The sequence below is a fragment of the Microbacterium azadirachtae genome (assembly GCF_000956545.1).
Taxonomy (GTDB): domain Bacteria; phylum Actinomycetota; class Actinomycetes; order Actinomycetales; family Microbacteriaceae; genus Microbacterium; species Microbacterium azadirachtae.
This window is the reverse complement of sequence record NZ_JYIT01000085.1, coordinates 195,778-221,502: the sequence shown is the minus strand read 5'-3', so window position 1 is coordinate 221,502 and position 25,725 is coordinate 195,778. Positions and strand designations below refer to the sequence as shown.

Genomic DNA, 25,725 nt, shown 5'->3' with positions numbered 1-25,725 from the left:
GTCCACCATAGAGCCCCGCCGACGCGATGTACTACCTTCAGGACATGCGCGTCGACATCATCACCAAGGAGTACCCGCCGGAGATCTACGGAGGGGCCGGCGTGCACGTCGCGGAACTCGTGAAAGCCCTGCGTTCCGGCCTCGATGTGCAGGTGCGCGCGTTCGGCGCCGACCGGGATGAACAGGGCGTGACGGCTTATCGGACACCTGTCGAACTCGCCACGGCGAACCCGGCGCTGCAGACCCTGGGCACGGATCTCGACATGGTGCCGGACATCGCCGGGGCCGATGTGGTGCACAGCCACACCTGGTACGCGAACTTCGCCGGGCACATCGCCGCGCAGCTGCACGGCATCCCGCACGTGCTGACGGCGCACAGCCTCGAGCCCCTGCGGCCGTGGAAGGCGGAGCAGCTCGGCGGCGGCTACGCCGTGTCGAGCGGGATCGAGCGGCTCGCCTACGAGAACGCCGCGGCGATCATCGCGGTCAGCGGGGGGATGCGCAACGACATCCTGCGCGCCTATCCGCAGGTCGACCCGGCGAAGGTGCGCGTGATCTACAACGGCATCGACGTCGACGCCTGGCATCCCGTCGACGACCCGGCGGTGCTCGCGAAGCACGGGATCGATCCGGCGCGCCCGTCGGTGGTCTTCGTCGGTCGGATCACGCGGCAGAAGGGCCTGCCGTACTTCCTCCGTGCGGCCGAGAAGCTCCCCGCCGACGTGCAGCTCGTGCTCTGCGCCGGCGCGCCGGACACCCCGGAGATCATGGACGAGGTGCGCGGCCTGGTCGCGGAGCTCACGGCGTCGCGCACGGGCGTGGTGTGGATCGAGGAGTTCCTCCCGCGCCACGAGCTCTCGGCGATCCTGACGGCGGCGACCACGTTCGTCTGCCCGTCGGTCTACGAGCCGCTCGGGATCGTGAACCTCGAGGCGATGGCGTGCGGTGCCGCCGTGGTCGGCACGGCGACCGGCGGGATCCCGGAGGTCGTGGTCGATGGGGTGACCGGTCGTCTGGTGCCGATCGAGCAGGTCCAGGACGGCACGGGGACCCCCGTCGACCCCGAGCGCTTCGTCGCGGATCTGGCGGCGGTGCTCACCGAGGTCGTCTCCGATCCGGCGCGCGCGAAGGCCTACGGCGAGGCGGGTCGTGAGCGTGCGGCGGCCGACTTCAGCTGGGCGGCGATCGCCGACACGACCAGGGCGCTCTACGAGGAGCTCACGGCCTGACCGATAGGCTGAGGGCATGTCTGCCGTCCTCGAATTCTCGGATGTCGTGGTGCGCCGCGACGGCCGCAACATCGTCGATCATCTGTCCTGGACCGTCGAGGACGATCAGCGCTGGGTCGTGCTCGGACCGAACGGCGCCGGCAAGACGACGCTGCTGCAGCTCGCCGACACTCTGATGCACCCCACCCAGGGCCGCGTCGACGTGCTGGGGGAGACCCTCGGTCGTGCCGATGTGTTCGAGATCCGTCCGCGCATCGGTTTCGCCTCCTCGGCGATGGCGCGCCGGATCCCCGCCGACGAGACCGTGCTGAACACGGTCATGACGGCCGCGTACTCCGTGATCGGGCGCTGGAACGAGTCGTACGAGTCGCTCGATGAGCGCCGCGCGATGCGCGTGCTGGAGCAGTGGCACCTGGAGCACCTCGCCGAGCGTCACTTCGGCACGCTCAGCGACGGCGAGCAGAAGCGCGTGCAGATCGCGCGTGCAGTGATGACGGATCCCGAGCTGCTGCTGCTCGACGAGCCCAGCGCGAGCCTCGACCTCGGCGCCCGCGAGGAGCTGCTGGGCCTGCTCAGCGGTTTCGCGCAGTCGCCGACCACGCCCGCGATGGTCATGGTCACGCATCACGTCGAGGAGATCCCCGTCGGCTTCACGCACGTGCTGCTGCTGCGCGAGGGTGCGATCGTCGCGGCGGGACCCGTCGAGCAGACTCTCACCGCCGAGGCGCTGAGCGAGGCGTTCGGGATGCCGATCGCGCTCGACCGGGCCGACGGGCGGTACGCGGCCCGCGCCGCATCCTGACCCCGCCACGGCAGCGGACCGCCGGGATCGGCGCGCGCCGTGGGCAGTGCTAGAATCGATCCTTGGTGCATTCCGCACTACAGACTTCCCTCGCCCCTGGCACAATCCAGGGCACCACGTAAGGAATCCCATGAAGACTGACATCCACCCCGAGTACCGCGCCGTCGTGTTCCGCGACCTCGGCTCCGGAGACACGTTCCTGACCCGTTCGACGGTCACGAGCGACAAGACGATCGAGCTCGACGGCGTGGAGTACCCCGTCATCGACGTCGAGATCTCCTCGGCCTCGCACCCGTTCTACACGGGCAAGCAGCGCATCATGGACTCGGCCGGCCGCGTCGAGAAGTTCAACCAGCGCTTCAAGAACTTCGGCGGTTCCAGCAAGTAATCGCTTCCTCGAAGGCCCCGCTCCGGCGGGGCCTTCGTCATATCCGGGCGACGGCCAGCGCGTCCCGGAATGTCAGAGATCGATGCGGATCCGGTCGCCGTCGATGTTCCAGGGCGGCTCTCCCGGCGCCGGCGAGGGGGCCGTGCGACGCGTCTGGCGATCTCGCTCGGATTCGGCCTCGAGCGACGACGGTGCGAACACGCTGTCGAAGGCGCCGCCGATCCCCCCGCCGCGCACGGGGTAGCGCTGCTCGAGTGGACGACGACGGATCAGCGTCCACACGGCGTAGACGACGACGTACAGCGCGGCCGTCACGGGGACGGCGACCGAGATCCAGCCGATCACGGTGTTCGGCGAGACGTCCATAGCGGCACGATACGCCGGTGCGGCCGGATCCGGATCCGCCGTCAGAGGGATCCGGCGGAGGCTCCCTGACGGGCAGGGTCCCCGTCGCGCACCGGCCAGCGTCCGTCGAGGCGCTCCGTGGGCTCGATCCGCCCGATCCGCACGAAGTAGTCGGTGAGGCTCGCCGCCTGAGCGCGTGCCCAGCCGATCTGGCGGGTGTGCAGCTCGGCGGCGCTCGGCGGCAGGGGGAAGCGCTGGGCGAGGGCCTGCGCGACGCGCCCCGCGGCGACGGCGTCGGCGGAGGCGTCGTGAGCGCCCACGAGATCGACCCGGTAATGCGCGGCGACGATCTCCAGAGTGCGCTTGCCGGGCCGGTAGCGGTCGTAGGCCTTGTCGATCACGAGCGGATCGATCACCGGCGACGGGTTCTCCAGGGGCGCGATGCGGTGGCGCCGCGCTTCGTGCGCGAGCAGGGAGAAGTCGAAGGCGGCGTTGTAGGCGACGACCGGAACACCCTGGTCGAGCAGCGAGCGAAGGGCGGCCACGACGCCGGCGATCACCTGCGGGGCGGGGGCGCCGTCGCGGTACGCCCGCTCGGAGGTGATGCCGTGGATCGCGGTGGCACCGGCGGGGATCGGGATCCCGGGGTCGGCGAGCCAGGTTCGCGCCGCGATCTCGGCTCCGTGGTGGTCGAGGACGCCCACGTGCGCGGTGACGATCCGGTCGCGGGTCACGTCGATCCCGGTCGTCTCGAGGTCGAAGACTCCGACGCGTGTCAGCCAGGGCGGCAGCGGCGGAGGCGAGGTCATGACGCCACCGTAGGGCGGGCCGCGGACATCCCGGTGGCGGCGCGCGGCGGGTGGCTGCAGCGCGGCATCCGCCGCGGCGCGAGGCCGGCCGAGGCGGTCCCCGTAGACTCGGAGCATGCCCGTTCCCTCGCCGTACGCCGCCCGTCTGGACCGGATCCCGGTGCAGCGCCGCGAGGCCGAGGTCCTCGGCGGACGCACCGCGTACTGGATCTACGGGCCCGAGGATGCCGAGCTCACCGTCCTGGCCGTGCACGGCTTCCGGGGCGAGCACCACGGGCTCGAGCCCGTGGTCGCGCATCTGCCCGGTGCCGAAGGGACGGGGTCGACGGCGGGGATCCGCGTGATCATGCCGGATCTGCCCGGATTCGGCGAGACGGCGCCCCTGCCGGGCCGCGTGCACGACATCGAGGCCTATGCCGAGTGGCTCTCGGAGTTCGCTGCGGCGGTGGCGCCGGGGGCGGTCGTGCTGGGGCACTCGTTCGGCTCGATCGTCGCCTCCGCAGCCGTCGCGACCGGCCTGGCCACTCCGCGGCTGATCCTCGTCAACCCCATCGGCGCGCCGGCGCTCGAGGGGCCGAAAGCGGTGCTCACCCGGCTGGCGATCCTGTACTACGCCCTGGGGGCACGGCTGCCCGAAGCGCTCGGGACCGAGCTGCTGCGCAATCGGGTCATCGTGCGGGTCATGAGCATCGCGATGGCGAAGACCGCCGATCCGGAGCTGCGCCGCTTCGTGCACGACCAGCACGACACCTACTTCTCACGGTTCTCCGACCGCGACGTGCTCAGCCAGGCGTTCCGCACCAGCGTGTCGCACGACGTCCGCGAGTTCGCGCCGCGAATCGCGGTCCCGACGCTTCTCATCGCCGCGCAGCGCGACGACATCACCCCGATCGAGGCGGAGCGTCACCTGGCGACGCTGTTCCCGGACGCGGAGCTCGTCGAGATCGCGCACGTCGGGCACCTGATCCATTACGAGACTCCGGCCGAGGCGGCCGGGGCGATCAGGCGGTTCCTCCGGCCTCTCGCCGTGCCAGCCCCATGAGGCCCCCGACGCGGAACGGGATGACCTCGCCCATCGCGAGCGACGTCTCGGTCCGCTCGACGCCGTCGATCGACAGGATGCGGGCATCGGTGTCGAACAGGTGCCGTGCATCGCGGCACGCCACTAGCGCGAGCAGGTCGATGGATCCGCTGAGGCCGTGCGCCTGGACGACCTCGGGCACGCGTGCCAGCTCGGCGATGATCCGGGGCAGCTCGGTCTGACGCACGCCGATGCTGATGAACGCCTGCAGCGGATACCCGAGCACTGCGGGGGAGAAGGCGCGCTCGTAGGGGAGGAACACCCCGGTCTGCTCCAGGCGCGCCATCCGCGCCTGGATCGTGTTCCGGGACAGACGCAGCTTCTCGGCCATCGCCACCACGGTGGTGCGCGGGTCGGCGGAGAGCATCTCGAGGATGTCGAGATCGGTGCGGTCGAGGGTTGCCATGTTGCCAAAGGCTAGCAGCCCGCATGAGGGCCGTACTTGGCAACATGCTCAGGTGACGCGCAAATGCTTGAGCGTCGTGTGAAGCGGACGTACGCTCAACCCAAAGCGAAGACGCACCGGGTCCGCCTCACGAGGGCGGATCCACTGAGGAGGACGAAGATGTCTACCCACCTTGATCCGATCACGGTCACCGGCATCGGGCTCGAGGAGCCCGCCGGGCTCGTCGACTCCCGAGGACATCGCGTCGCGGATGCGCGCCTCGCGCCGTTCGCCGCCGACGTCACCTCCGAGAAGCTTCTCTCATTGCTCCGGGACATGGTCGTGCTGCGCCGGCTCGACAGCGAGGGCGTCGCGCTGCAGCGTCAGGGACAGCTCGGCCTGTGGGCGCCGTGCCAGGGCCAGGAGGCCGCGCAGATCGGCTCGGCGCGTGCCCTCCGCACCGACGACGTCATCTTCCCCAGCTACCGCGAGACGGGCGTGATGCTCGCGCGCGGCGCCCAGCCCGGCGACTACGTGCGCATGTGGCGCGGCGAGGAGGGCGCTGCCTACGACCCTGCCGTGATGCACATGGCCCCGCTGCAGATCATCATCGGCGCGCAGACGCTGCACGCGGTCGGTTACGCGCTCGGGATCCTCCACGACGGCTCCGACCAGGTCGCGGTCACCTACTTCGGCGACGGAGCCACGAGCCAGGGCGATGTCAACGAGGCGATGGTCTTCGCCTCGTCGTACCGTGCCCCGGTCGTCTTGATCTGCCAGAACAACCACTGGGCGATCTCCGAGCCCGTCGCCGTGCAGTCGCAGCACCCGATCGCGGGTCGCGCGCCGGGATTCGGCATCCCGAGCATGCGCGTCGACGGGAACGACGTGCTGGCGGTGTTCGCGGCGACGCGATGGGCGCTCGATCAGGCGCGCAGCGGATCCCCGGCGTTCCTCGAGCTCGTCACCTATCGGATGGGTCCGCACACCACCGCCGACGACCCGACCCGCTACCGTGACCCTGCGGAGCTGGAGTACTGGCGGGGCAAGGATCCGCTGGCGCGCCTCGAGACGCTGCTGCGTGCGGAGGGCGTGCTCACCGACGAGATCGCGGCGGGTTTCGCGGCGGAGGCGGACGAGGCGGCGATGCAGATGCGCAGCGCGTGCCTGAATATGACGACGCGCGAGCCGCTCGCGGTGTTCGACGGTGTCTACGCCGAGCCGCACACCGGTCTCGCGGAGGAGCGCGCCGACTTCGAGCGCTATCTCGCGACCCTCGCGGAGGCGTGACATGGTGCAGATGACGATGGGCAAGGCGCTCGGCGCCGCGCTGAAGCAGTCGCTGGCCGACGATCCCAAGGTCGTCCTGCTGGGTGAGGACATCGGAAAGCTCGGAGGGGTGTTCCGCATCACCGATGGTCTCCTCGACGAGTTCGGTCCGGAGCGGGTCATCGACACGCCGCTGGCGGAGTCGGGCATCGTCGGCACCGCCGTCGGGCTCGCGATGCGCGGTTACCGGCCCGTCGTCGAGATCCAGTTCGACGGTTTCGTCTACCCCGCGTTCGATCAGATCGTCTCGCAGGTGGCGAAGCTCCACTACCGCACCCAGGGCACCGTGCCGATGCCGATCACGATCCGGATCCCGTGGGGAGGGGGCATCGGGGCCGCCGAGCACCACTCGGAATCGCCCGAGGCGTACTTCGTGCACACCGCGGGCCTGCGCGTCGTGGCCGTGTCGGATCCGCAGGACGCCTACACCTGCCTTCGGCAGGCGATCGCGAGCGACGACCCCGTGATCTTCTTCGAGCCCAAGCGGCTCTACCACGCCAAGGGCGAGGTCGATCTGGAGACGCCGCTCGCCGATGCCGCGCCCATGGGCCTGGCGCGTGTCGTGCGCGAAGGGACCGACGTCACGATCGTGACCTACGGCGCGATGGTGCGCACCGCGCTCGACGCCGCCGAGGCGGCCGAGTCCGAGGGGCGTTCGCTGGAGGTCATCGACCTGCGCTCGCTGTCACCGGTCGACTACGGCACCGTGTGCGCCTCGGTGCGCCGCACCGGCAGAGTGGTGGTCGCGCACGAGGCCGCCCGCGAGGCCGGCGTGGCTGCGGAGGTCATCGCGAGCATCACCGAGAAGTGCTTCACCTGGCTGGAGGCGGCGCCGCTGCGCGTGACCGGCCACGACATCCCGTATCCGCCGGCGAAGCTGGAGAAGTTCCACCTACCCGATCTCGACAGGATCCTGGACGCGGTGGACCGCGTCTGCGACGACGAGCAGCTGCTGGAGGGAGCCGAGCGATGAAGCAGGAGTTCCTTCTCCCGGACCTCGGCGAAGGCCTCACCGAGGCGGAGATCGTGCAGTGGCTGGTCGCCGAGGGCGACACCGTCACGTTGAACCAGACCCTCGCCGAGGTCGAGACCGCCAAGGCGATCGTCGAGCTGCCCTCGCCGCACGCAGGCGTGATCGCCTCGCTGCACGCGGCGGCCGGCGACGTCGTCGCCGTGGGCGCACCCCTTGTCGGCTTCGAGATCGAGGGTGCCGAGCCCACGACGCCCGTGCCGTCCGCCACCGCCGTCGAAGAGGGGTCGGGGCCGAACCTCGTCGGCTACGGGGCCGCGCCGTCCTCGGGACGGCCCCGGCGCAGGGCCCGCCGAGCCGCCGCCGGCACGACGACCGTGGTCGCGGCGGACGCCGACGTGCGCGTCGCGGCCCCGCACGATGCGATCGACGTGCAGCCGTCGCCGCCGGTGCGCGGCGAGCGGCCGAGGTCGACCCCGCCCGTGCGCGCCTATGCGAAAGGCCTCGGGGTCGACCTCGCCCTGGTCGCCGCCGAACTGGGCGACCGGGTGATCACGCGGAGCGATGTGGACGCGTATCGGGAGCGTCTCACCCAGCGGGCGGCGGGCACCGCCGCCGCGCCCGGACCGGCCACGGCAGTGCAGACGTCCGAGCCGGTGCGCCGGCGCACCGAGGCGGGGGAGCGCGCGACAACGCGCATCCCGATCCGAGGCGTCCGCAAGCACACGGCCGAGGCCATGGTGCAGAGCGCCTTCACCGCGCCGCACGTGACGACGTTCCACACGGTCGACGTCACGGCGACGAGCGAGCTCATCGCCTCGCTGCGCGCCACCGCCGCGCCGGACTCGCCGCGCATCGGGGTGCTCACGGTCGTCGCGAAGGCCGTGTGCCTCGCGCTCGCGCATTTCCCGGGTCTGAACGCCCGCTGGGACGGCGAGGCGGGGGAGATCGTGCAGCAGCACTTCGTCGATCTCGGCATCGCCGCCGCCACGGATCGCGGGCTGATCGTGCCGGTCATCCGCGACGCCGAGCGCCTGACGCTGGGCGAGCTCGCCGCCGCGGTCGCGGAGCTGACCCGCACGGCGCGCAGCGGCAAGACGCCTCCCGCCGATCTCCTGGGCGGGACGTTCTCGCTCACGAACATCGGCGTGTTCGGCATCGATGCAGGCACCCCGATCCTGCCTCCCGGACAGACCGGCATCCTCGCCCTCGGCGCGGTGCGCAGGATGCCGTGGGAGCACAGGGGCGAGATCGCGCTGCGCGACGTGATGACGCTGAGCCTGTCGTTCGATCACCGGATCGTGGACGGCGCGGAGGGAGCGCAGTTCCTCAAGGCGGTGGCCGACGTGCTGCAGGAGCCGGGTCGCGCGATGCTGCTCGCCTGAGCGCTCCGCTCTGCTCAGTCGTCGCGGGAGCGGCGGTCCAGACCCAGCACGCGCCGGGTCAGACGCCGCTCCCGCACGATGAGCGTCGTGCCGAGGATCCACAGCGGCAGCTGGGTGAGGAACGCCCAGCGGAACGCGTCGAGCGAGTACGTCGACGGCGTTCCGGCGCCCTGCAGATCCAGCGCGAGCCCGATGAGGAAGATCGCGATGAGTGCGGCGAGGAACCCGCCGCCGTTGACGACGCCGGTCGCGGTGCTGAGCCGGTGCTGCGGGTTGTGCGTGCGCGCGTGGTCGAAGGCGACCATGGAGGCCGGTCCTCCCGACGCGAGCGCGACCGCGAGGACGATCAGCAGCCAGAGCGGCGCCGGGCCCGGCCAGAGCACCACGGCGAGCCAGGCGATGACCTGGACCGCGATCGTGGGCAGGACGAGCATGAGGGAGCGGCTGGTCGGATGGCGGGCCGAGAGCGTTCCCAGCACCGGACCGAACAGGATCCCGAACAGCACGTAGACCGTCGTCACCAGCGAGGCGGCCCCGATCGAGAGGCCCTCGCCGCTGGTGAGGAACGGGATACCCCAGAGCATCATGAACGCGGTGCCGGCGAACGGCGTCGTGAAGTGCGTCCAGAATCCGAGGCGCGTGCCGGGATGGGCGAGCGCTTCGCGGAGTGAGACCCGCAGGTCGGCCTGCGAGGTGACGACCCGGATCGCGCCCGTGTCGGTGTTCACCGACACGTCCTGCGTGAGCTCCGGCGGCCGGTTGCGGATCAGTGCGAACACGAGCACCGTGAACAGCACGCCGAGTCCGGCGAGGCTGCCGAAGGCCACCGACCAGGTGGTGGAATGCAGGAGCAGCGGGAGCGGGATCAGGGCGACGAGCTGTCCCAGCTGCCCGACGATGCCCGTCAGCTGCGCCATGAGCGGACCGCGCTGCGCCGGGAACCAGATGGCCACCAGTCGCAGCACACCCGGGAAGATCGCGGCGTCGCCGGCGCCGAGGATCATGCGCGCCACGATCGCGACCCCGACGTTCGGCGCGAGCGCCATGACCAGCTGGCCCACCGACATCAGCAGCATGCCTGCGACCATGATCGGCCGGGATCCGAAGCGATCCAGCAGCAGCCCGACGGGGATCTGCATGAGGCCGTAGACCGCGAGCTGCAGCACCGCGAAGAGCGAGAGTGTCGACGCGTCGGCGTGGAAGAGGTGCGCGGCGTCCACGCCCACAGCGGACAGCGACGTGCGGTTCGTGATGGAGAGCACGTAGGCCGCGACGCCCACGATCCAGATGAGCCAGATCCGCCAGGTCGGTGCAGGGGCGGGATTCACGGCTCTCCTCGGGTCGGCGGCCCTTCGATCCTACGCCCGGACGCGGGCGGAACCCGGCGTGAGCGGCCGGCCGCCGGCGCGCCCGGCGCGGGTCAGACGGCGACCGCGTCGAGCAGCCGGATGCCGCCGCCGTCCATCGCGAAGCGGTGCACCGAGCCGTTGCCGAGGCGCTCGCCGGGCGCGGGCAGCGTGCCGCCCGAGGCGTGCTCGAGGAGGGCGCGGATCACCCCGCCGTGCGTCGCCACCAGCACCGACTCGGTGCGTGGCGCGGAGCGACGGCGGGCGGCGCGGTCGATCCGCTCCAGCGAGGAGAGCGCCCGCTCGGTGAGCTGCGGCACGGTCTCCGCCCCGGGGATCGCGTCCCGGTCCGCACCGAAGCGCTCCCGATAGGCGTCCCAGAGCAGTCCCTCGGCGGCGCCGAACTCGTGCTCGCGCATCCCGACCGTGATCAGGGGCGCCGGCAGTCCGAGCTCGCCGGCGATGATCTCCGCGGTCTCGCGTGCCCGCATCAAGGGGCTGGTGTACACGTGGTCGAACCTCGTGCCGGCGAGCCGCGCTGCGGCGGCGCGCGCCTGCGCACGTCCGGTGTCGTTGAGGGGGATATCGGTGGATCCCTGGATCCTTCCCTCCAGATTCCAGTCGGTCTGGCCGTGGCGGATGAGGGTGATGAGGGTCACGTGAGCAGCTCCTGGAGGGCGGGGAGGACGACGCTGGTGGACGCCGCGATGGTCGCGGACGCCCAGGCGTCGGCCCGTGTGGGCTCGAGATTGACGATGACGATGGGAAGGCCGCGACGCCGGGCGCGCTCGATGATCCGGATGCCGGAGTTCACCACGAGGGACGATCCGGCGACGATCAGGGCGTCGCCGGAGCGCAGCAGCGCCTCCGCCGTGGCGAAGCGCTCCGTCGGGATGAACTCCCCGAAGAACACCACGTCGGGCTTGAGCGGACCCCCGCAGACGGTGCAGATCGGCAGGACGAATCCGTCGGTGCTCTCCGGCCGCACATCGCCGTCGGGCCCGAGGAGCACCTCGTCCGGCACGTCCAGCCAGGGGTTGCGCCGTTCGATCTGCGCGGCCACGGCGTCGCGCGCGAAGGTCTGCCCGCACCGCAGGCACAGCACCGTGCGCATCGTGCCGTGCAGCTCGACCACGCGCTCGGAGCCTGCAGCGAGGTGCAGGCCATCGACGTTCTGGGTGATCACGCCGGCGGATCGCCCGGCCTTCTCGAGTCCGGCGATCGCGCGATGGCCGGCATTCGCCTCCGCGGCGCCGAAGGACCGCCAGCCGAGATGACCGCCCAGCCAGTACCGCCGCTGCGCCTGCGCGGATCCGAGGAACGTCTGGACGGTCATGGGCGCCCGCCGCGGGGAGGAGCCTGCACCGCGGTAGGCCGGGATGCCGGAGTCGGTGGAGAGCCCCGCGCCGGTGAGGAAGGCGATGCGACGGTCCGCGAGCAGTTCGGCGACGGGCTCGAGCTGTGCGCGCAACGACGACATGCTGTTCACGGAACCTCCCCGACCGAGTCTACGGGCGCTGCGCGGGCCGGCGTCCCGCCCCGGAGCGCGGCACCCCGGGGCGACCTGGGAGAGTGGAGGCGTGCACGAGATCCGCATCGACGACCCCGCCGACCCCCGACTCGACGACTACCGCGACCTGACCGACACGGCGCTGCGCAACCGTCGCGACGCCGAGGGCGGGCTGTACATCGCGGAGTCGCTCAAGGTCATCGAGCGCGCGGTGCGGGCGGGACACCGCCCCCGGTCCGTGCTGACCCAGGAGCGCTGGCTGGACGGTATCCGCGGCGTCGTCGGCGACGAGCCGGTGACCGTGTACGTCTGTGCGGACGCCGTGGTCGAGGCCGTGGCGGGGTTCCCCGTGCATCGCGGTGCCCTGGCCGCGATGCACCGCCCGGCGCTGCCTGAGCTCGCGTCGCTGCTGTCCTCTGCACGCACCGTTCTGGTGCTCGAAGACCTCGTCGAGCACCAGAACGTCGGCTCCGCGTTCCGCGCCGCCGCGGCGCTCGGCGCGGATGCCGTGCTCGTCTCCGACCGCTGCGCGGATCCGCTCTACCGCCGCAGCGTCAAGGTCAGCACGGGTACGGTGTTCCAGGTGCCCTGGACGCGCTTCGGGGATTGGCGGGAGCTCGCCCCGCTCCTGCGACGCGAGGGGATCCAGCTCGCTGCGCTCGCGCTGCGCGAGGACGCGACGCCGCTCGAGGCCTACGCCGCCGCACGACCCGACCGCGTCGCGCTGGCCTTCGGATCCGAGGGGCCCGGACTCAGTGCCGAGGCCCTCGGCGCGGCCGAGGCGATCGTGACGATCCCGATGGCGGGCGGCGTGGACTCGCTCAACGTCGCGTCCACGGCCGCCGTGGCGCTCTGGGCGCTGCAGCACGTCCGCGCGCCCTCCGGTCGCTGACGCCCGTCGCGCGCCTCAGTCCTCCCGCCGCAGCAGCACCGGGCTGGGCTCCGGGCGCTTCGCCTCGACGTCGTCTCCCGAAGACTGGTGGCGCAGGCGCCTCAGCACCCAGGGCACGAGGTGCGTGCGGGCCCACACCAGGTCCTCGCTGCGAGCCTCGCGCCAGGTGCGCTCCGGGAACGGCTCCGCCTCCATGGCCTGCAGATCGTTCGGCACGTTCAGCGCACGCAGCACGAGACGCGCCACCTCCTGGTGTCCGAGCGGGTTCATGTGCAGCCGGTCGTCGGCGAAGAACCGCGGATCCTGGATCGTCTTCAGTCCCCACTGGTCGGCGACGATGCAGTCGTGCCGCTCTGCGACGGCGCGCACGTTCTCGTTGTAGATCGCGACCTTGCCGCGGAACGGGCGGAACACCGGCGTGAAGTTCGTGTCGATGCCGGTGATCAGCACGATCGCCGCGCCGGTGCGGTCCAGGCGGGTCACCATGTCGTCCAGCTGGACGGCGATCGCATCCGGGTCGGTGCCGGGGCGGATCACGTCGTTGCCGCCGGCGCACAGGGTGATCAGGTCGGGGTTCAGCGCGATCGCCGGCGCCACCTGCTCGTCGGCGATCTGTGCGATGAGCTTGCCGCGCACGGCCAGATTCGCGTACGCGAAATCCTCGCTCTGCGCGCTCAGCACCTCCGCGACGCGGTCGGCCCAGCCTCGGTGCCCGCCCGGGGCGCTCGGCTCCGGATCGCCGATGCCCTCGGTGAACGAGTCGCCCAGGGCGACGTAGCGGTGCCAGGGATGCGGCGTGTCGTTGGGGACGTACGGGGTGCGCGGTTCGTGACCGGACATGATCCTCCTCTGCGTGCCGCGCGGTCGGCACGGCGCCGGATCCGAGACTACTCGCGCCGGACGACGAACGGCCGAGCGGGCGGCCCGGCGGCGGGTGGTCAGGGATGTCGGCGGGCTCGTCTATCGTGGAATCCCATGCTCTCCCCGTCCTTCCCCCAGCGCGCACCCTGGGGAACCGCCGATCGGCTGAGGGCATGGCAGCGCGAGGCGCTCGAGGAATACTTCCGGATCCCGGATCGCCGCGACTTCCTGGTCGCCGCGACGCCCGGCGCCGGCAAGACGACCTTCGCGCTCACGCTCGCGGTCGAGCTGCTGCGCACGAACGAGGTCGACCGCGTGATCGTGGTCGCGCCGACCGAGCACCTCAAGACCCAGTGGGCCGATGCGGCGGCACGCGTGCACATCCGCCTCGACCCGCGCTTCCGCAACAGCCATTGCGCGCCGTCCCGGCAGTATCACGGCGTCGTGGTGACCTACGCGCAGGTGGCGGCGAAGTCGTCGGTGCACAAGCACCTCACCGAGGATGCGCGCACGCTGGTGATCCTCGACGAGGTGCACCACGGCGGCGACGCGCTGAGCTGGGGCGACGCGATCCGCGACGCCTACGGACCGGCGAAGCGACGCCTGCTCCTCAGCGGAACGCCGTTCCGCAGCGACACCGCGCCGATCCCGTTCGTGGAGTATCTGCCCGACGAGTCCGGTGCGCGCATCTCGAGTACCGACTACGCATACGGTTACGGTCGCGCGCTCCAGGACGGGGTCGTCCGCCCGGTGCTGTTCCACATGTACGCGGGCAAGATGCGCTGGCGCACCAGCGCAGGCGACGAGCTCGAGGCCCACCTCGGCCAGGACAACACCAAGGACGTGACGTCGCAGGCCTGGCGCACGGCGCTGGATCCGGAGGGGGAGTGGATGCCCGCGGTGCTGTCGGCCGCCGATCGCCGCCTCACCGAGATCCGTCACCACGTGCCCGACGCCGGCGGGCTCGTGCTCGCGACCGATCAGACGGTGGCGCGCGCCTACGCCAAGATCCTGCACTCGCTGACGGGGCAGCGGCCCACGGTCGTGCTCTCGGACGACGCCACCGCCTCGGAGCGCATCGAGAAGTTCAGCGCGTCCGACGACCGTTGGATGGTCGCGGTGCGCATGGTGTCCGAAGGCGTCGACGTGCCGCGGCTCGCCGTCGGCGTCTACGCCACCTCGTCGTCCACGCCGCTGTTCTTCGCGCAGGCGATCGGGCGTTTCGTGCGCGCGCGCCGTCGGGGCGAGGCTGCGAGCGTGTTCCTGCCGAACGTGCCGGTGCTCATGAAGCTCGCCAACGAGCTGGAGAAGCAGCGCGACCACGCCCTCGACCGGCAGTCGAAGGACGACGACGGACTCGACGACTCGCTCCTGGAGAGCGCGAACCGCGAAGAGGAGGCCTCGGATGCGCTGACCCAGGAGTTCAGCTACCAGGCGATCTCCTCGCTCGCCCACTTCGACCGCGTCGTCTTCGACGGCAAGGAGTTCGGACAGCTCGCCGAACCCGGCACGCCCGAGGAGGAGGAGTTCATCGGGATCCCCGGGCTGCTCGAGCCCGAGCACGTGCACGAGCTGCTGATGCAGCGCCAGTCCCGGCAGTCTCGGCTGCGGGAGGCGCGCGAGGCGCAGACGCCCGCCGCCACCACCACGCTGCCCGAGCCGTTGCATCGCACGCTCCGCGAGCAGCGCCAGCTCCTCAACAGCCTCGTCGGCGTGTATGCGCGCCAGACGGGGGAGCCGCACGGCGCCGTGCACGCCGAACTGCGACGACTCTGCGGCGGTCCTGCGGTCGCTCAGGCCACCGTCACGCAGCTGCAGTCGCGGATCGACCTGCTCAGGCGGCGCGTCCGCTCCTGAGCCGCCTGGCCCGCTCCCTCGCACGCTCGGTTCCGTCGTCGGACGCGCCTGGGGGATGCCGGTTCGGATCCCCGAAATGCTGTCAATCCCCGTCTCCGTGCGGGTCGCGGCCGGACCGATGGATAGCGTGGAACGGCCCCGATCCCGAAGGACGTCGATGAACACCCCCGCTCCCGTGCCCGCAGAACCCACCGCGGCCGACCGCCGTCGCTGGGCCCGCTATCTCGTCGACGAACGCGCAGAGGCCCACGTCTACCAGCAGCTCGCCGGCCGGCGCGAGGGCGAGGAGCGACAGATCCTGCTCGAGCTCGCCGCCGCGGAAGGCCGTCACGAGGCGCACTGGCTCGAGCTGCTCGGCGGCGAGCCGGCCCGGCTGCCGCGTCCCGGCTTGCGCACCCGGATCCTGGGGTGGATGGCGGGACGCTTCGGATCCATCTTCGTGCTGGCGCTCGCGCAGAGCGCCGAGGCACGCTCGCCATACGACTCCGAGGTGTACGCGACCCCGGCCATGCGGGCCGACGAGAAGGTGCACTTCGAGGTCGTCCGCGGCCTCGCCGCGCGGGGACGGCGGCAGCTGTCCGGGTCGTTCCGCGCCGCCGTCTTCGGCGCGAACGACGGTCTCGTGAGCAATCTCGCCCTCGTGCTGGGCATCGGCGCCACCGGCGCGAGCAGCGGATTCGTGCTCTTCAGCGGCTTCGCGGGACTCCTCGCCGGGGCGCTCTCGATGGGCGCCGGCGAGTTCGTGTCGGTGCGTTCTCAGCGCGAGCTCCTCGAGGCGACGGAGGAGAACGGACACGGCGACGCGACCGCGAGCGACCTGGATCTCGACGAGAACGAGCTCGCCCTGGTCTACCGCGCCCGCGGCATGGACGCCGACGAGTCGCTCGAGCGCGCCCGCCGCGTGGTGAGCGCTGCGAAGGCCGGGCTGGCGCAGCGGGCGACCGGGCCGCTGCGCGTGCCCGTCGAGGACGGCGACGAGCACGAGATCATCGGCAACGCCTGGCCCGCGGCGATCTCGAGCTTCCTCCTGTTCGCATCGGGCGCCATCGTGCCGGTGCTGCCCTGGATCTTCGGCATGCAGGGCACTCCTGCCGTCGTGGTGGCGCTCGTGCTCGTCGGCGTCGCGCTGCTGTCCACCGGAGCCACGGTCGGAGTGCTCTCGGGCGGACCGCCGCTGCGTCGCGGACTGCGTCAGCTGGCGATCGGCTTCGGGGCGGCTGCGATCACGTACGTGCTCGGGCTGCTGTTCGGGGTCAGCGCGGGCTGATCCCGAACACTCTTCGGCGTGTCGTGTATCTCCGACGCCTCCGACCGCTCCTGAGAGACGGGGGTGGCAGATCGGAGAGGAGAAGGACATGGCGACACGGGGCAAGGGTCCGGACGGTGCAGGAGCGAGCCCGGATCCGCTCGAGTTCCGAGGAAGCAGGGAGGCGCCGGACGAACTGCAGAGGATCGTCGAACGACCGCCGCTGATCGGAGACGCGTCGGCGATGCCGGCGCAGGCGCGCGACGCCGTCACGCGACGGAGGATCTGGCTGCCGGGTTCCGCCCGCACCAGGCCGAAGGTGTCGGTCGAGCGGGACGACGACGGCTGGGAGATCGCCTACGAGGCGACCGACGTGCACCGGATCGGCCGGACGGCGGAGCGGATCCCGCCGGACGAGGTGCTCCGCGGAATCGACCCGAGGGTCGGGCCTCACTCCCATCGCCCGGGCTGGGTGACCGCGTCGTACTACCCGCGGCCCGCCATCGCCGCGGACGGGCCGAGTGTGCTGCACCGGTTCGACGGCGGCACGACGCAGCCGCTGTGGGTCTTCGGGCCCGACGACCGCGCCGTGTACCGGGATGCGACGTGGCCGTGGGGCCTGGTCGGCAAGGTGTTCAACAGCGACGGCAAGGTCGGCACGGGAGCCCTCATCGGCGACCGTCTCGTCGCGACAGCGGGTCACATGGTGCCGTGGGGCAAGAAGGGCTGGTGGATGCGGTTCGTGCCCGCGTACTTCGACGGATCCTCACTGCACGGGAGCGGGTTCGAGTCGTACGTCTCGGACGCTCGCGGCTATGACGTGCACGGCGACGTCACCGGCTACGACTGGGCCGTGCTGCGCCTTTACCAGCCGCTGGGCAGCTGGCTGGGCTACTTCGGGTACAACGGCTTCTCGTCCTCGTGGCAGAACCAGAACCGGTGGACCCTGCTCGGGTACCCGGGAGCCGTCGCCGGTGGACAGCGTCCCTCGCGTCAGTTCGGCAGCTCGGTGTTCGACATCGACTCGGACTCCCACGGCGGCAGCGAGCTGGAGACCCGCGCGGACATGACGCCGGGCAATTCCGGCGGACCGTACTTCGGCTGGTTCGACGGCGACCCGCGGCTCGTCGGGGTTGTCAGCGGCCAGGAGACCGAGTGGGCGCCCGGGCCGTGGCCGTGGGAGTGGGGCGACACCGAGAAGGTCAACGTCGTCGCGGGCGGTTCCGGATTCACCGGGATGATGGCTTGGGGTCGGAGCAACTGGCCGCTCTGAGCACGGCGGCCGATGCACGACGAAGGCCCCGGATCCTGTGTGATCCGGGGCCTTCGACCTACCGTGCGCGAGGGGGGACTTGAACCCCCACGCCCTATGCGGGCACTAGCACCTCAAGCTAGCGCGTCTACCTATTCCGCCACCCGCGCTGGTGTTTTCGGCTGTTCCCAACCGAGGAATGACACTATCACGTTCCGGAGGTCGCCTCTAACCGCACCGCACGTCGGGCGCGTCGTGCGGGTTCGATAGCCTTGTCGCATGCCCCAGCCGGATGCCGAACTTCCCGAGGTCGCGCGGATCGCCGCCGACCTCATCCGCTTCGACACCTCCAACTTCGGCGGTGGGGACGCGAAGGGCGAACGCGAGGCCGCCGAGTACGTCGGTGCGTACCTGGAGTCGCTTGGGCTCGAGCCCGAGTACTACGAGCCGATCCCGCGCCGCACCAACGTGATGGCGCGCGTGCCCGGTCGCGATCGCGACAAGCCGGCGCTCGTCGTGCATGGACATCTCGACGTGGTGCCGGCGATGGCGGGCGACTGGAGCGTGGATCCGTTCGCCGGCGTCGTGCAGGACGGCATGCTCTGGGGACGGGGAGCCGTGGACATGAAGAACATGGATGCGATGATCCTCACGTCCGTGGCCGAGATCCTTCGCGCCGGCGAGCAGCCGGAGCGCGACCTCATCCTGGTGTTCTTCGCCGACGAGGAGAACGGCGGCGTCGAGGGCTCCGCCCTCGTCGTCCAGAACCGGCCGGAATGGTTCGCGGGCGCCACCGAGGCGATCAGCGAGGTCGGGGGTTACTCGATCCCCGTGGGCGACCAGCGCGCGTACCTTCTGCAGGTGGGGGAGAAGGCCCTGCTGTGGATCCGCCTGATCGCGACGGGACGTGCCGGGCACGGCAGTCGCTTCCACCCCGACAACGCCGTGACGAAGCTCGCCGAGGCCGTCGCCGCGATCGGGCGCACGCAGTGGCCGATCCGGCTGACCGACACGACCCGTGAGTTCCTGCAGCGCATGAGCGCGCTCACCGGGCTGCCCGTCGAGGATCCGGACGCCCTCGCCGCCGCGGCGGGCCCCGCGGAGGCGTTCCTCCGCTCCACGCTGCGCACCACGACGAACCCGACCGTGCTGCAAGCCGGCTACAAGCACAACGTGATCCCGGAGCGTGCCGAGGCCCTCATCGACGTGCGGGTCATCCCCGGCATGGAGGACGAGGTGCTGGCGCAGCTCCGCGAGCTCGTGGGGGACGACGTCGAGCTGGAGATGGTCGTGCAGGACATCGGCATGGAGACGCCCTTCGCCGGCGACCTCGTCGACGCGATGGTGGCGGCCCTGGGGCGTCACGATCCGGGCGTGCCGGTGATCCCGTATCTGCTCGGCGCGGGCACCGACAACAAGGCGCTCGCGTTCCTGGGCATCACGGGCTACGGCTTCGCCCCGCTCCGGCTGCCCGCCGACCTCGACTTCACCGGCATGTTCCACGGGGTCGACGAGCGCGTTCCGATCGACTCCCTCGTCTTCGGGCAGCGCGTGCTGACCGATCTCCTGCGCACGTACTGAGACCGCGCCGCCCGCCCACCACGACTGACCGCGCGAGCCCGCGCCCCACGCGAAAGCCAGCCATGCACCTTCTCGAAGCCATCTTCCTCGGGATCGTCCAGGGACTCACCGAGTTCCTGCCGATCTCCTCGAGCGCGCATCTGCGCATCGTCGGCGCGTTCCTGCCGAGCGCACAGGATCCGGGGGCGGCGTTCACCGCGATCACGCAGATCGGCACGGAGGCCGCCGTCGTGGTGTTCTTCTGGCGCGACATCGTCCGCATCGTCAGCCGCTGGTGGTCGGCGCTGATCGGACGGATCCCGAGGAACGACCCCGATGCGCGGATGGGCTGGCTGATCATCATCGGCAGCATCCCGATCGTCGTGCTGGGACTCGTGTTCAAGGACCAGATCGAGACGGTGTTCCGCTCGCTGTGGCTCGTCGCGATCATGCTGATCGTGTTCGGCGTGCTCCTCGGCGTCGCCGACGCGATCGGTGCGCGCAAGCGCACGCTCAAGGATCTGACCCTCGGGCACGGCGTCGTCTACGGTCTCGCGCAGTCGCTGGCGCTCATCCCCGGCGTCTCCCGCTCCGGGGGCACGATCACGGCGGGGCTCCTGCTCGGCTATGAGCGCGAGGCCGCGGCCCGCTACGCCTTCCTGCTCGCGATCCCCGCGGTCATCGGTTCCGGCGTCTATCAGGCGGTCAAGAGCATCGGCGAGCCGAGCGTGTTCTCGGCGGGCGAGACGCTCGCGGCGACCGGCATCGCTTTCGTCGTGGGCCTGGGTGTCATCGCGTTCTTCATGCGCTGGATCTCGCAGCGCAGCTTCCTGCCGTTCGTGATCTACCGGATCCTGCTCGGCGTCGTGCTGATCGTGCTGCTCGCGATGGGCGTGATCAAGCCCTGACGGGAGCTACGGCCGAGCGCACGGCGGCGAATCAGCGCTTGTGGTCGCCGGGGCCTTCGCCGTTGCGCCGGAAGAACCGCTCGAACGCCTGCGCGATGGCCTCGCCCGACGCGTCCGGCGAGTCCCAGGTGTCGCGCTTGGCCTCGAGCTGCGCGATGTAGACGGCCATCTCCTCATCCTCGGCCGCGGCGGCGTCGATCGTGGCCTCCCACATGGCCGCCTCGGTGGCGAGGGTGCCCCGGGGCACGTCGACGCCCGTGACCTCGTGCAGGCGGTCCAGCAGCGCCAGCGTCGCCTTGGGCGACGCGCCGCCGGTCTGGACGTAGTGCGGCACGTTCGCCCACAGCGACAGTGCGGGGATGCCGGCCTGCTCCGCGGCGTGGTCGAGCGCGGAGAGGATGCCGATCGGGCCCTCGTAGCTGGATCGCTCGATCCCGAGCGCGTCGCGCACCTCGGCGTTCTCGCTCGAGGCGAAGATCGAGATCGGCCGCGTGTGCGGCACGTCCGAGAGCATGGCTCCGAGCGTGACGAAGCCCGTGATGTCCTCGCTCAGGGCCGAGTCGATGAACTCGGCGCTGAACGCCTGCCAGGCGCGCGCCGGCTCGGTGCCGGTGAGCAGCCAAAGCCGGGGCTCGGCGTCGTCGGCGACGCCCTTCGGCCGCTGCATGCGTGCGGCGGGCCAGCGCAGGCTGCGGTTGCCCTCCTGGTCGCGCTCCAGCGTCGGCCGCGCCCACTGGTAGTCGAAGTACAGCTCGGGGTCCACCGCGTGCACGAGGTCGTATCCGCCGTCGTCGATCTGCTCTGCGGCGGCCGACGCGGCCTCGCCAGCGTCGTTCCAGCCGTCGAAGGCGGCGACGAGGATCCGGGATCCGAGTACCTGCACGGTGTTCCTTCCTGCGGCGACCTGCGCCGCGTGTTCCGTCCAGGCTAGTCCTGCCTCAGGATGAGGGGCGGCACGCCGGTACGATGGGGGAGTGAATCAGCATCCTCGCGCGGTCCTCTGGGACATGGACGGAACCCTTGTCGACACCGAACCGTACTGGATGGACGCCGAGACCGACCTCGTCGAGTCGTTCGGCGGCACCTGGTCTCATGAGCAGGCTCTCCAGCTGGTCGGCAGCGGTCTGATCGACAGCGCGATCATCCTCCAGGGCGCGGGCGTGCGGATGGGCGCGCAGGAGATCGTCGACGAGCTGACCGAGCGCGTCCGTGTGCGCCTCCAGCAGGACGGAGTGCCCTTCCGCCCCGGCGCCAGAGAACTGCTGCAGGACCTGCGCGCGCAGGGCGTCCGCACCGCGCTCGTGACGATGTCGCTGCGCCGGATGGCGGAGGACATCGTGTCGCTGATCGGCTTCGACGCCTTCGATGTGATCGTCGGAGGCGATGACGTGGAGCGGCCGAAGCCTTTCGCGGATCCTTACCTGCAGGCGGCGGAGGCCCTCGGTGTCGACATCGCCGACACGGTGGCGCTCGAGGACTCGCCGACCGGTCTTCAGGCGGCGCTGTCCGCCCGTGCGGTGGCGATCGGCATCCCGCACATCGTCGAGCTGGACGGCCTCGGGGCCGACGCGATCTGGGGAACGCTCGCCGGCCGCGGAGTCGACGACCTCGTCACCGAGTTCGCCCGTGTCCGCTCGCTCCGTGCGGAGGCCGCGCTGTGACCGCGCAGAGGCCGAGCGGGCCGTTCCGCGAGGGCGACCGCGTCCAGCTGACCGGCCCCAAGGGGCGGATGCACACGATCACGCTTCGTGAGGACGGCGAGCTGCACACCCACCACGGCGTGCTGCGGCATCGCGACCTGATCGGCCTCCCCGACGGATCCGTCGTGGAGAACAGCTCAGGCAACGAGTACCTGGCCCTGCGTCCCCTGCTGCGGGACTTCGTGATGTCGATGCCGCGCGGCGCCGCGATCGTGTACCCGAAGGACGCCGCGCAGATCGTGACCCAGGCGGACATCTTCCCCGGCGCGACCGTCGTCGAGGCGGGGGTCGGGTCCGGAGCGCTCTCGCTCTCGCTCCTGCGTGCGATCGGCCCGACCGGTCGGCTGGTCTCGTTCGAGCGCCGGGACGACTTCGCCGAGGTCGCCAGCGCGAACGTCGAGACGTTCCTGGGCGAGCTCCCGGACTCCTGGCGGATCGTCGTGGGCGATCTGCAGGAGGAGCTCGGCGCCGTGTTCGAGCCGGGAACGGTCGACCGCGTAGTGCTCGACATGCTGGCGCCGTGGGAGTGCATCGACGTCGTCGCCGAGGCGCTCGCCCCGGGCGGCGTCGTGCTCTGCTACGTCGCGACGGCCACGCAGCTGTCGCGCGTCGCGGAGTACGTGCGCGGGACGGGGCTGTTCACCGAGCCCGAGGCGTCGGAGACGATGGTGCGCGGCTGGCACGTCGAGGGCCTCGCCGTGCGTCCGGATCACCGCATGGTCGCGCACACCGGCTTCCTGATCACGGCCCGGCGACTCGCGCCCGGCGCGATCCCGCCCGACGTCAAGCGCCGCGCCGCGAAGAAGGCGTCTTACGGCGACGAGGACGTGGAGCTGTGGACGCCTGGTGCCGTCGGGGATCGCGAGATCACCGACAAGAACCTGCGCAAGCGCGTCCGGGAGGCGCAGCGGGCCGCCGGCGGCGCGCGCCTCGCCGCATCGCGCGACGCGGATGCCGAAGGGGCCGAGGCGGGCGATCCGTCCGCATAGACTGGAGCGCGTGCGTAAGACTGCCGCTGCTCTGATCACCCTCGGCCTCGCCGCCCTCGCGCTGGCCGGCTGCTCCGCAGGCCCCTCGTTCGCCGGGAAGGCCTGCCCGACGCAGCCGACCTCGTCGGGGCTGAAGAGCTCCGTGACGGTCGAAGGAGACTTCGGCTCCGAGCCCAAGGTGAAGCTCGACACCCCGACCAAGGTCCCGAAGCTGAGCGTGGACGACCTCATCGTCGGCAAGGGGACGCAGATCACGGCGGCCAGCCAGCCGTTCGCCGCGAACGTCGTCGTCTACAACGGAGCCACGGGGCAGCGGATCGGCGCGTCCTCCGACGTCGCCACCCTCATGTCGCAGTCAAAGGAGTTCGCCTCCGCCGTGCAGTGCGCGACCGAGGGGTCGCGACTTCTCGTCGGCTTCCCCGCCGGCACCTTCGCGGACGCCGCGACGGTCGGCATCGTCGACGTGCAGAAGGTCTTCCTGCCGCACGCCGAAGGCTCGCTGGTGTACAACGACGCCCTGGGGCTGCCCACGGTCGTCCGCGCGCCCGACGGGCGCCCGGGCATCATCATCCCCGACGCCAAGAAGCCCGCCAAGCAGGTCACGCAGACGCTCATCCGCGGCGACGGACCGAAGGTCACCAAGAACGACGTCCTGCGCGTCCAGCTCACGAGCGTGGACTGGGACACCCGCAAGGTGCTCAAGTCCACCTGGGACACGCAGGCGGTCGCGATCTCCGGTGCGGAGCTCGCGGGCCAGACGGTCGGATCCCAGGTCCTCCTCGTGATCCCGCCTGCTGACGCGAGCCAGGGCACCGGGTCGGACGGGGCCGGCACCCAGGCGATCGTCGTCGACATCCTCGGCGTGGACACCTCCGCGTCCGCCTCCTCGGGGCAGTAGATGGCGGCACGGATCCCCGCGGAGGAGCGCCTGACGAACCTCGTCGTGGCGCTGATGGCGACGGAGATCGGCCTCACCAAGCAGCAGATCCTCGCCTCGGTCTCCGGTTACCGGCAGCGTGCCGAAGGCAAGGCGGACGCCCTCGACAAGATGTTCGAGCGCGACAAGGAGGAGCTCCGCGCGCTCGGCATCCCGATCGAGACGCTCGGCGACCACGCCGACCCCAACGACCTCCGCGAGGCCCGCTATCGCATTCCGAAGGCGGAATACGACCTCCCGGTCGACATCGAGTTCACCCCGGCCGAGCTCGCGGTGCTGCGTCTCGCAGGCAGCGTGTGGAGCGAGGAGTCGCTGTCTGCGGACGCGCAGGCCGGCGTCCGCAAGATCCGTGCGCTCGGCATCGACGTGGACGAGCCGATCATCGGCTTCGCGCCCCGCATCACCGCGCGTGACGCCGCCTTCGCGCCGCTGCAGGGTGCGATCGAGCGGAGCGTGGCCGTCGCGTTCGACTATCTGAAGCCAGGGGAGGGGGCGCCCCGGCGCCGTCGCGTGCAACCTCTCGCCCTGGTCGAGTACGAGGCGCGCTGGCACGTCTTCGGGCGCGACATCGACGCCGACGGCGACAGGATGTTCCTGCTCACTCGGATCGTCGGTGATGTGACCGTGACCTCCGAGGGCTTCGCCGCCGAGCTCCGCGAGGGCGCGGGGGAGCGTGCGCTCGCGAGTCTGCAGGCCGTGGCCGACGCGCATTCGGCATTGCTGGAGATCACCCCCGGAACCGAGGCGGCGCTGCGGTTGGGGCGGCGCGCCGAGCCGGCGGTGCAGGGGATCCGCGTCCCGTACGTGGACCTGCACATCCTCGCCGACGAGCTGGCGTCCTACGGACCCGAGGTGCGAGTGGTCGAGCCGGCCGTGCTGCGCGACGCGGTGATCGCGCGCCTGCAGGCGACGGCGTCGGCGCACGCCGATGCGAAGGGCGGTGAATGATGGCGCAGCAGCGCAGGCCCCTCCTCAGCTCGGATCGCGTGCGCGCGTATCTGACCCTCGTGCCGTACCTCCTCGAGCGCGGCGAGGTCTCCCTCGCGGAGGCCGCGGCGGAGTTCGACATGACCGAGGCTCAGATGCGGGCGATGGTCGAGAAGCTCACCGTGATCGGCCTGCCCGGCGATGAGGGCTACTGGCAGGCGCCGCAGGAGCTGTTCGACATCAACTGGGATCTGCTCGACGAGCAGGGCATCATCGAGATCACCAACGATGTGGGCCTGCGCCGGGTGCCGAAGTTCACGGCTCGGGAGGCGGCCGCGCTCGTCGCGGGGCTGCAGCTGGCCTCGGCGGTGCCGGGTGTCGCCTCGTCGGCGGTGGTGCAGGGGCTCATCGCGAAGCTGTCGCGCGGCGCCGCCGGGCTCCCTGCCGACGTCATCGTCGCCCCGGGACCGGTGGACGAGGTGCGCACTGTCGTGTCGACGGCCCTGAAGGAGCACGTCGCGGTGGCGTTCACCTACCGTGCGCCCGATGCGGCACCAACGACGCGCACGGTCGATCCGGTCACCGTGCTCATCACCAACGGGCAGTGGTATCTGCAGGGCTGGTGCCATCTGCGGCGGGCGATGCGGACCTTCCACCTCGACCGCGTCAGCGAGCCCCACCTGACCGACATCCCCATCACGCACGGCGACGAGCCCGTCCCGGAGCTGTTCGCGGGGGACGGCGAGAGCGATCAGGCGGTCATCCGCTTCCCCGAGCGCCTGGCTCCGCTGCTGCGGGACTATCTCCTGCGCGCCGAGGCGGTCGTCGACGGGAGCACCATGACGGCGACACTGCACGTCGGGGACCCGCTCAGCCTCAAGCGCCTGGCTGCCCGCTTCGGCGGCGCGGTCGAGATCCTCGAGCCGTCGGCCGCCCGCTGCGCCGCGCGCGAGTGGGCGAACGCAGGTCTTGCGCTGTACTCCGAACAAACCACCCCGCAGTCACGGTAGACTGTGC

The 25,725-nt window shown here is 71.2% G+C and carries 26 protein-coding genes and 1 tRNA gene; 18 read left to right on the top strand and 9 right to left on the bottom strand.

The window, feature by feature from the left end; translation table 11 throughout:
- The first annotated feature begins 44 nt into the window (after positions 1–44).
- From glgA to RL72_RS17170, 3 genes are all read left to right on the top strand, one after another.
- Complete coding sequence (gene glgA / locus RL72_RS17180) at positions 45–1,229, top strand: glycogen synthase (RefSeq protein WP_045252175.1); 1,185 nt, start codon at positions 45–47, stop codon at positions 1,227–1,229.
- A gap of 16 nt (positions 1,230–1,245) precedes the next feature.
- The gene (locus RL72_RS17175; RefSeq protein WP_045252074.1) at positions 1,246–2,031 is read left to right on the top strand and encodes an ABC transporter ATP-binding protein; all 786 of its coding nucleotides are present in this window, start codon (positions 1,246–1,248) and stop codon (positions 2,029–2,031) included.
- Positions 2,032–2,161: 130 nt separating this feature from the next.
- Complete coding sequence (locus tag RL72_RS17170; RefSeq protein WP_045252073.1) at positions 2,162–2,419, top strand: type B 50S ribosomal protein L31; 258 nt, start codon at positions 2,162–2,164, stop codon at positions 2,417–2,419.
- Between the two features lie 72 nt (positions 2,420–2,491).
- On the opposite strand, the gene RL72_RS17165 is transcribed toward RL72_RS17170, so the two are convergent.
- Together RL72_RS17165 and RL72_RS17160 are read right to left on the bottom strand one after the other, a co-directional pair.
- Positions 2,492–2,785, bottom strand: a complete 294-nt coding sequence (locus tag RL72_RS17165; RefSeq protein WP_045252072.1) for a hypothetical protein — start codon at positions 2,783–2,785, stop codon at positions 2,492–2,494.
- A gap of 41 nt (positions 2,786–2,826) precedes the next feature.
- Positions 2,827–3,573, bottom strand: coding sequence for an exonuclease domain-containing protein (locus RL72_RS17160; RefSeq protein WP_045252174.1), 747 nt, complete (start codon positions 3,571–3,573; stop codon positions 2,827–2,829).
- A 115-nt stretch (positions 3,574–3,688) separates the two neighbouring features.
- Here RL72_RS17160 and RL72_RS17155 point away from each other — a divergent pair, with 115 nt between their 5' ends.
- Positions 3,689–4,615 (top strand): alpha/beta fold hydrolase, encoded by a 927-nt coding sequence (locus tag RL72_RS17155; protein WP_045252071.1) that lies wholly within the window; start codon positions 3,689–3,691, stop codon positions 4,613–4,615.
- On the opposite strand, the gene RL72_RS17150 is transcribed toward RL72_RS17155, so the two are convergent.
- Complete coding sequence (locus RL72_RS17150) at positions 4,575–5,060, bottom strand: Lrp/AsnC family transcriptional regulator (protein ID WP_045252070.1); 486 nt, start codon at positions 5,058–5,060, stop codon at positions 4,575–4,577. The two genes, RL72_RS17155 and RL72_RS17150, sit on opposite strands and share 41 nt — an antisense overlap.
- A 159-nt stretch (positions 5,061–5,219) precedes the next feature.
- On the opposite strand from RL72_RS17150, the gene RL72_RS17145 reads away from it, so the two are divergent.
- From RL72_RS17145 to RL72_RS17135, 3 genes are read left to right on the top strand one after another with little or no spacing between them, the layout of a single operon-like run.
- Positions 5,220–6,329, top strand: coding sequence for a thiamine pyrophosphate-dependent enzyme (locus RL72_RS17145; RefSeq protein ID WP_045252069.1), 1,110 nt, complete (start codon positions 5,220–5,222; stop codon positions 6,327–6,329).
- 1 nt (position 6,330) lies between these two features.
- The gene (locus RL72_RS17140; RefSeq protein WP_211256078.1) at positions 6,331–7,341 is read left to right on the top strand and encodes an alpha-ketoacid dehydrogenase subunit beta; all 1,011 of its coding nucleotides are present in this window, start codon (positions 6,331–6,333) and stop codon (positions 7,339–7,341) included.
- Positions 7,338–8,723, top strand: a complete 1,386-nt coding sequence (locus RL72_RS17135) for a dihydrolipoamide acetyltransferase family protein (RefSeq protein ID WP_045252068.1) — start codon at positions 7,338–7,340, stop codon at positions 8,721–8,723. The genes RL72_RS17140 and RL72_RS17135 overlap by 4 nt, the downstream gene beginning before the upstream one ends.
- A gap of 14 nt (positions 8,724–8,737) precedes the next feature.
- Here RL72_RS17135 and RL72_RS17130 read toward each other — a convergent pair whose 3' ends face one another.
- The 3 genes from RL72_RS17130 to RL72_RS17120 form a co-directional block, all read right to left on the bottom strand.
- A complete protein-coding gene (locus RL72_RS17130) occupies positions 8,738–10,051 on the bottom strand; it encodes an MFS transporter (RefSeq protein ID WP_045252067.1) in 1,314 nt (437 codons plus the stop codon).
- Between the two features lie 92 nt (positions 10,052–10,143).
- Positions 10,144–10,728, bottom strand: coding sequence for a histidine phosphatase family protein (locus RL72_RS17125; RefSeq protein ID WP_045252066.1), 585 nt, complete (start codon positions 10,726–10,728; stop codon positions 10,144–10,146).
- Positions 10,725–11,549 carry a Sir2 family NAD-dependent protein deacetylase gene (locus RL72_RS17120; protein WP_045252172.1) on the bottom strand — a complete coding sequence of 275 codons (825 nt, stop codon included), beginning with the start codon at positions 11,547–11,549 and terminating at the stop codon, positions 10,725–10,727. The genes RL72_RS17125 and RL72_RS17120 overlap by 4 nt, the downstream gene beginning before the upstream one ends.
- Positions 11,550–11,649: 100 nt before the next feature.
- Between RL72_RS17120 and RL72_RS17115 the strand changes: the two genes are divergently transcribed.
- Complete coding sequence (locus RL72_RS17115; RefSeq protein ID WP_045252065.1) at positions 11,650–12,471, top strand: TrmH family RNA methyltransferase; 822 nt, start codon at positions 11,650–11,652, stop codon at positions 12,469–12,471.
- A 15-nt stretch (positions 12,472–12,486) separates the two neighbouring features.
- Here RL72_RS17115 and RL72_RS17110 read toward each other — a convergent pair whose 3' ends face one another.
- Positions 12,487–13,311, bottom strand: a complete 825-nt coding sequence (locus RL72_RS17110) for an SGNH/GDSL hydrolase family protein (RefSeq protein WP_045252064.1) — start codon at positions 13,309–13,311, stop codon at positions 12,487–12,489.
- Positions 13,312–13,446: 135 nt separating this feature from the next.
- On the opposite strand from RL72_RS17110, the gene RL72_RS17105 reads away from it, so the two are divergent.
- The 3 genes from RL72_RS17105 to RL72_RS17095 all read left to right on the top strand — a co-directional run bounded on the left by RL72_RS17105 (position 13,447) and on the right by RL72_RS17095 (position 17,708).
- Positions 13,447–15,189 (top strand): DEAD/DEAH box helicase, encoded by a 1,743-nt coding sequence (locus RL72_RS17105; RefSeq protein ID WP_045252063.1) that lies wholly within the window; start codon positions 13,447–13,449, stop codon positions 15,187–15,189.
- A gap of 157 nt (positions 15,190–15,346) precedes the next feature.
- On the top strand, positions 15,347–16,456 hold the full coding sequence (locus tag RL72_RS17100) for a VIT1/CCC1 transporter family protein (RefSeq protein WP_082072477.1): 1,110 nt from the start codon (positions 15,347–15,349) through the stop codon (positions 16,454–16,456).
- Positions 16,457–16,544: 88 nt separating this feature from the next.
- Complete coding sequence (locus RL72_RS17095) at positions 16,545–17,708, top strand: trypsin-like serine peptidase (RefSeq protein WP_052674476.1); 1,164 nt, start codon at positions 16,545–16,547, stop codon at positions 17,706–17,708.
- 64 nt (positions 17,709–17,772) lie between these two features.
- Here RL72_RS17095 and RL72_RS17090 read toward each other — a convergent pair.
- Positions 17,773–17,857, bottom strand: a tRNA-Leu gene (locus tag RL72_RS17090).
- A 109-nt stretch (positions 17,858–17,966) separates the two neighbouring features.
- Here RL72_RS17090 and RL72_RS17085 point away from each other — a divergent pair.
- Together RL72_RS17085 and RL72_RS17080 are read left to right on the top strand one after the other, a co-directional pair.
- Positions 17,967–19,268 carry a M20/M25/M40 family metallo-hydrolase gene (locus RL72_RS17085; RefSeq protein WP_045252062.1) on the top strand — a complete coding sequence of 434 codons (1,302 nt, stop codon included), beginning with the start codon at positions 17,967–17,969 and terminating at the stop codon, positions 19,266–19,268.
- A 62-nt stretch (positions 19,269–19,330) separates the two neighbouring features.
- Positions 19,331–20,155 (top strand): undecaprenyl-diphosphate phosphatase, encoded by an 825-nt coding sequence (locus tag RL72_RS17080; protein ID WP_045252061.1) that lies wholly within the window; start codon positions 19,331–19,333, stop codon positions 20,153–20,155.
- A 31-nt stretch (positions 20,156–20,186) separates the two neighbouring features.
- Here the strand turns inward: RL72_RS17080 and RL72_RS17075 are convergent, their stop codons facing one another.
- Positions 20,187–21,038, bottom strand: coding sequence for a PAC2 family protein (locus tag RL72_RS17075; RefSeq protein ID WP_045252060.1), 852 nt, complete (start codon positions 21,036–21,038; stop codon positions 20,187–20,189).
- Between the two features lie 91 nt (positions 21,039–21,129).
- On the opposite strand from RL72_RS17075, the gene RL72_RS17070 reads away from it, so the two are divergent.
- Genes RL72_RS17070 through RL72_RS17050 form a run of 5 tightly spaced genes read left to right on the top strand, consistent with a single transcriptional unit; the run spans position 21,130 to position 25,718 of the window.
- Positions 21,130–21,816 carry an HAD family hydrolase gene (locus RL72_RS17070; protein WP_258955285.1) on the top strand — a complete coding sequence of 229 codons (687 nt, stop codon included), beginning with the start codon at positions 21,130–21,132 and terminating at the stop codon, positions 21,814–21,816.
- On the top strand, positions 21,813–22,844 hold the full coding sequence (locus RL72_RS17065) for a tRNA (adenine-N1)-methyltransferase (RefSeq protein ID WP_045252059.1): 1,032 nt from the start codon (positions 21,813–21,815) through the stop codon (positions 22,842–22,844). The genes RL72_RS17070 and RL72_RS17065 overlap by 4 nt, the downstream gene beginning before the upstream one ends.
- Before the next feature lie 10 nt (positions 22,845–22,854).
- On the top strand, positions 22,855–23,742 hold the full coding sequence (locus RL72_RS17060; protein ID WP_045252058.1) for an FKBP-type peptidyl-prolyl cis-trans isomerase: 888 nt from the start codon (positions 22,855–22,857) through the stop codon (positions 23,740–23,742).
- A complete protein-coding gene (locus tag RL72_RS17055; RefSeq protein WP_045252057.1) occupies positions 23,743–24,729 on the top strand; it encodes a helix-turn-helix transcriptional regulator in 987 nt (328 codons plus the stop codon).
- Positions 24,726–25,718, top strand: a complete 993-nt coding sequence (locus RL72_RS17050; protein WP_309599095.1) for a helix-turn-helix transcriptional regulator — start codon at positions 24,726–24,728, stop codon at positions 25,716–25,718. The genes RL72_RS17055 and RL72_RS17050 overlap by 4 nt, the downstream gene beginning before the upstream one ends.
- The last annotated feature ends 7 nt before the right edge of the window (positions 25,719–25,725 follow it).

Excerpts from the sequence above, each read along its gene's own strand:
- glgA (WP_045252175.1), top strand. The coding sequence starts at position 45 with ATGCGCGTCGACATCATCACCAAGGAGTACCCGCCGGAGATCTACGGA.
- RL72_RS17175 (WP_045252074.1), top strand. The coding sequence starts at position 1,246 with ATGTCTGCCGTCCTCGAATTCTCGGATGTCGTGGTGCGCCGCGACGGC.
- RL72_RS17170 (WP_045252073.1), top strand. The coding sequence starts at position 2,162 with ATGAAGACTGACATCCACCCCGAGTACCGCGCCGTCGTGTTCCGCGAC.
- RL72_RS17165 (WP_045252072.1), bottom strand. The coding sequence starts at position 2,785 with ATGGACGTCTCGCCGAACACCGTGATCGGCTGGATCTCGGTCGCCGTC.
- RL72_RS17160 (WP_045252174.1), bottom strand. The coding sequence starts at position 3,573 with ATGACCTCGCCTCCGCCGCTGCCGCCCTGGCTGACACGCGTCGGAGTC.
- RL72_RS17155 (WP_045252071.1), top strand. The coding sequence starts at position 3,689 with ATGCCCGTTCCCTCGCCGTACGCCGCCCGTCTGGACCGGATCCCGGTG.
- RL72_RS17150 (WP_045252070.1), bottom strand. The coding sequence starts at position 5,060 with ATGGCAACCCTCGACCGCACCGATCTCGACATCCTCGAGATGCTCTCC.
- RL72_RS17145 (WP_045252069.1), top strand. The coding sequence starts at position 5,220 with ATGTCTACCCACCTTGATCCGATCACGGTCACCGGCATCGGGCTCGAG.
- RL72_RS17140 (WP_211256078.1), top strand. The coding sequence starts at position 6,331 with ATGGTGCAGATGACGATGGGCAAGGCGCTCGGCGCCGCGCTGAAGCAG.
- RL72_RS17135 (WP_045252068.1), top strand. The coding sequence starts at position 7,338 with ATGAAGCAGGAGTTCCTTCTCCCGGACCTCGGCGAAGGCCTCACCGAG.
- RL72_RS17120 (WP_045252172.1), bottom strand. The coding sequence starts at position 11,549 with ATGTCGTCGTTGCGCGCACAGCTCGAGCCCGTCGCCGAACTGCTCGCG.
- RL72_RS17110 (WP_045252064.1), bottom strand. The coding sequence starts at position 13,311 with ATGTCCGGTCACGAACCGCGCACCCCGTACGTCCCCAACGACACGCCG.
- RL72_RS17105 (WP_045252063.1), top strand. The coding sequence starts at position 13,447 with ATGCTCTCCCCGTCCTTCCCCCAGCGCGCACCCTGGGGAACCGCCGAT.
- RL72_RS17100 (WP_082072477.1), top strand. The coding sequence starts at position 15,347 with ATGAACACCCCCGCTCCCGTGCCCGCAGAACCCACCGCGGCCGACCGC.
- RL72_RS17095 (WP_052674476.1), top strand. The coding sequence starts at position 16,545 with ATGGCGACACGGGGCAAGGGTCCGGACGGTGCAGGAGCGAGCCCGGAT.
- RL72_RS17085 (WP_045252062.1), top strand. The coding sequence starts at position 17,967 with ATGCCCCAGCCGGATGCCGAACTTCCCGAGGTCGCGCGGATCGCCGCC.
- RL72_RS17080 (WP_045252061.1), top strand. The coding sequence starts at position 19,331 with ATGCACCTTCTCGAAGCCATCTTCCTCGGGATCGTCCAGGGACTCACC.
- RL72_RS17055 (WP_045252057.1), top strand. The coding sequence starts at position 23,743 with ATGGCGGCACGGATCCCCGCGGAGGAGCGCCTGACGAACCTCGTCGTG.
- RL72_RS17050 (WP_309599095.1), top strand. The coding sequence starts at position 24,726 with ATGATGGCGCAGCAGCGCAGGCCCCTCCTCAGCTCGGATCGCGTGCGC.